Below are 4,276 nucleotides of genomic sequence, written 5' to 3'. Positions count from 1 at the left end.
GGCCGGGCTGCCGGCGGTGGCGGCGATGCGGGCGCCGGCGGCGCGGGCCACCTGCAGCGCGGCGAGGCCGACGGCCCCGGCGCCGCCATGGATCAGCACCGTCTCCCCCGCGCGGAGGTTGGCGCAGGTTTCCAGCGCGTAGACGGCGGTGAGGAAGGCGACCGGCACGGTGGCGGCGGCGGAGAAGCCGATCTCGGCGGGCAGGTGGGCGATGGCCTGCGGGCGGGTGCGGGCGCGGCTGGCGAAGGCGGCGGGGGCGAAGCCGAAGACGCGGTCCCCCAACGCGAAGCCGCTGCCGGCGGGCGCGGATTCGATGGTGCCGGCCATTTCCATGCCGAGGGTGGGGCCGGCGAAGCCGTCCATCAGGGCTTCTTCCGGCAGCAGGCCCTGGGCCCACATCAGGTCGCGAAAGTTGAGGCCGGCGGCCTCGACGCGGACGACGACGTCCTCGGCCGAGGTTTCCAGCACCGGAAGCGGTTCCCAGGCCAGGCTGCCGAGCTGGCCGGGCTGGCGGATGGCCAGCCTGGCCGGGCCCTGCGGCGCCCCGGCGGGGGCGAGGCCGGGGACGATGCGCGGCGCCAGCCGGGTGGTGGCGGTCAGGCGCAACTCCGGCTCGGGCTCCGGCGCCGTGCCGAGCAGTTCGGGCAGCAGGCGGGCGGCGGCTTCGGTGGGGGCCAGGGTGGGGTCGAGGGCGATGCGGCGGGGCTTCAGCTCCGGCATCTCGTTGGCCAGGACGCGGCCGAGGGCGAGGCAGGCATCGGCTTCCCCGCCGGCGGCGACCAGGGTGAAGCCGGTGGCGGCGCCACGGGCGGCTTCCGCCAGCGCCGTGGTGGCGGCGAGGCTGGCGGCCAGGGACGCGGCGTCCGGCGCCATCAGCGCAAGGATGCGGGTGCCCTGCAGCGTGCGCGGCGGGGTAGCGGCGGCCTCCGCCAGCGGGGCGCTGGTGGTGGGGATGCCGGCGGCGGCGAGGACGGCTTCCAGCGCCCCGGCCAGCGCGGCGGTGGCGGCATCGGCGACGATGCGGATGGGGGTGGCGTCGGGCGACGCGGCTTCGGCGGCGGCGTCCGTGGCGGACTTGCCGGCGGCCAGCAGCACAGCGGGCCAGGGGGCGGAGACCAGGGATTCGACCTGGGCGCCGTGCCACGGCGCGGTGACCAGGGCGTCCTGCCACGCGGCGGCGTCCGGCAAAGCGGGGCCGGCGCCGGGGCCGTTCCACCAGGCTTCGTCCTGGCCGCTGGCGAAGATCCAGGCGCGGGCGGGCAGCGGCTCGGCCAGCAGCAGGGTGCCGCCGGGGGCCAGGGCGCCGGCGAGGCTGGCCAGCAGGCCGGTGCCGGCGCGCAGCCGGGCGGCGGGGGCGAGGCCGAGGATAAGATCGGCCGGGCCGGGCAGGGCGGTGCCGGGCTCCCACGCCGTGAAGGTGAAGCTGACGCGCTCCCCATGCGGCGGGATGGCGGCGGCACGGGTATCCCCGGCGGGGGCGGTGGCGGTGTAGCGGATGTGGCGGCCGGTGGCCTCAAGCGCTTCCAGCGCCTGACGGGTCAAAGGTCCGCCCTGGGCGCCGATTTCCAGCACGCGCAGCGGCCGGCCTTCCGGCCAGGTGGCAGCCATCGTGGCGGCGGCGGCGGCGATGGCGCCGGAGAGCCGGTCGAACCCGGCGGCATCGGCGGGGGGCAGGGCCTCGGGCTGGGACTGGCCGTTGATGGCGGCGGGCAGGCGCTCGGCGGCCAGGGCCAGCCAGGCGAGCTCGTGCGCCAGGGTGGGGGATTCGGCCAGGACGGCCTGCCAGATCTCCTGGGCGGGGGGCAGGTCGTCGCCCGGCAGCAGGCGCCAGCCGGTGGCGGTGGCCTCGGCCAGCCCGTCCTCTGCCAGCATCTCCGTAAGGGCGCGGGCGTAGGGGGTGAGGCCCTGGGCGGGGAGGATGGCACCCGCTGGCCCGGCGGCGCCGGCCTTGGCCAGCAGCGCGGCGTGGGCGGCGGCCAGGACATGGCCTTCCAGCAGCAGGGTGCTTTCGGTCAGGTCCAGCGTGGCGTCGTGGGCCAGGGCGGCGTTGGCGGCGGCATCGGTGGAGACGGCATCGGAGGCCGGGACGGCGTCCGGGGCGGTGGCGGGCAGGGTGGGCTGCTCGACCACGCGGAACACCGCGTCGGCCAGTTGCTGGCGGGGGGCGAGGCGGATGCCCTGCATCCAGGCGTCGTCCAGCCGGGCGACGACCTGGCCGGCGCCATCGCGCAGCAGCACGGCGCACTGGCCGGAGCGTTCGCCCCGGTGCAGCACGCGCAGCTCCGCCCGCACCGGCAGGCTGGCGCCGCGGCGCAGCACCAGGCGGCCGAAGCGCACCGGCACCATGGCCTTGCCTTCCTCCGGCGCCTGTTGCGCCATCAGCTCCAGCAGGCCTTGCAGGGCGCCATCGAGGCGGACGGGGTGCAGCAACCAGCCGGCATCGTCAGCCGGGGCTTCCGGCGGCAGGGCGAGGCGGACCAGGGCGGAATCGCCATCGGGGGCGATGCGGATCTCCCGCACCGGGCGGAAGGCGGGGCCGTAATGCAGGCCGAAGCCCTGGGCGGTGGCCATCAGGCCTTCGCCGCTGACGACCAGGGCGGCGGCATCCTCGCAGCCCGGCAGGTCGGCCAGGGGGGCGTCGGGCAGCGCGGCCAGGGTGGCGGGGCCGATCTGGCCGCGGGCGTGCAGCGTCCAGGCCTCGGCGCTGAGGCGGGGGCGGCTCTCGATCTGGAACAGGCCGGTGGCGGGGTCCAGGGTGAAGCGGACCTCGCGCGCGCTGTCCTTCGCCACGGGCAGGGTGCGGAGCAGCTGCAGCTCCCGCAATTCCAGTGCGGGCGCATCCGGGTAGTGCAGGGCGGCGGCGGCGAGCGCCATGTCCGCCATGCCGGCGGCGGGCAGCACGGCCTCGCCCATCAGGGCGTGGTCGGCCAGCCAGGGGTCCAGGGCACTGTCCAGCACGCGGGACCAGCGCGTGGCCTCGCCACCCTGGCGGAAGCCGAGCAGCGGGTGGTCCTGCGCCGGGTCGGTCTGCCGCAGGGCCTCGACCGTCGCGGTGAACCAGTGGCGCTGGCGGGCGAAGGGCGTGGCGGGCAGGCCGTCCCGCGTGGCGGGGCCGGCGAAGGCGGTGCCGTGGCGCGGGTCGGCGCCATGGGCGAAGGCGCGGTCGGCGATGGCGGGGAATGGGTCCCCATCGCCATCGCGGCGGGAGAGGGTGGGGAGGACGGGGGCCTCGGCCTCGGCCGCGCGCAGGCTGTCCCGGATATAGGATTGCAGGACGGCGTGCGGGCCGATCTCGATGAACAGGCGGGCGCCGGCATCCACCGCCGCCTGCACCGCCGCCTGGAAGCGGACGGGGGCGCGGAGGTTGTGCCACCAGTACTCGGCATCGAGGTCGAGCCCCGGCTTCAGGCTGCCGGTGACGGTGGAGAAGAAGGGCAGCGTGCCCTGGGCGGGGGCGAGGCCGGCGAGGTCCGCCGCCAGGGCTTCCCGCACCGGGTCCATCGCGCGGGAGTGGAAGGCGTAGTCGAGATCCAGCTGCACGGCGGGGATGCGGCGCTTCTTGGCCTCCGCCACCACGCGGGCGATGGGGCCGGGCGGGCCGGCCAGGGTGATGGCGTCCGGCCCATTATAGGCGGCGACTTCCAGCTTCCAGTCGGCTTCCTCGCCGGCGGCTGCCATCAGCGGCGCGGCATTGGCTTCGTTGGCGCCGATGGCGGCCATGCGGCCATGGCCGCGCCGCGTGTGCTGGGCGCGGGAGCGGGCGACGACCAGCCGGGCGGCCTGGGGCAGGGTGAGGATGCCGGCGGCGCAGGCGGCGGCGACCTCGCCCACCGAGTGGCCGAGGCAGAGGCCGGGGCGGATGCCTTCCCCCACCAGCACGGCGACGATGCCGTACTGGACCAGGAACAGGAGCGGCTGGGCGTGGTCGGTGCCCGCCAGTTCCTCGGCGGTGACGCCTTCGGCCAGCTTGGCGGCGCCGGACCAGCCGGTGAGCGGGGTGAGCACGGCGTCGGCGGCCTGGATGGCGGCGCGGAAGGTGGCGTTGTGCGCCATGGCTTCGCGCGCCATGCCAGCGAACTGGGCGCCGTTGCCGGAGAAGACGAAGGCGACCGGGCCATCGGCGGTGGCGCGGGCGACGCCCTGGGTGACCGCCGGGTTGGCGGCGTGCGGGGCGGCGCGCTGGCCGGCCAGCCAATCGGCCAGCAGGGTGGCCAGGGCGTCCGGCGTGGTGCCGCGCAGGGCGAGGCGGTGGGCGTGCAGGTCGCGGAAGCGGGCG

At 77.1% G+C, this 4,276-nt stretch carries 1 protein-coding gene; it reads right to left on the bottom strand.

Annotated elements, in window-relative coordinates; genetic code table 11:
- Positions 1–4,276, bottom strand: a 4,276-nt coding sequence (locus IBL26_RS26030; protein WP_187787242.1) for an acyltransferase domain-containing protein, incomplete at both ends; no start/stop codon positions are given.

It is taken from the genome of Teichococcus aerophilus (assembly GCF_014490485.1).
Taxonomy (GTDB): Bacteria; Pseudomonadota; Alphaproteobacteria; order Acetobacterales; family Acetobacteraceae; genus Pseudoroseomonas; species Pseudoroseomonas aerophila.
This window is presented reverse-complemented; position numbering and strand designations above follow the sequence as displayed.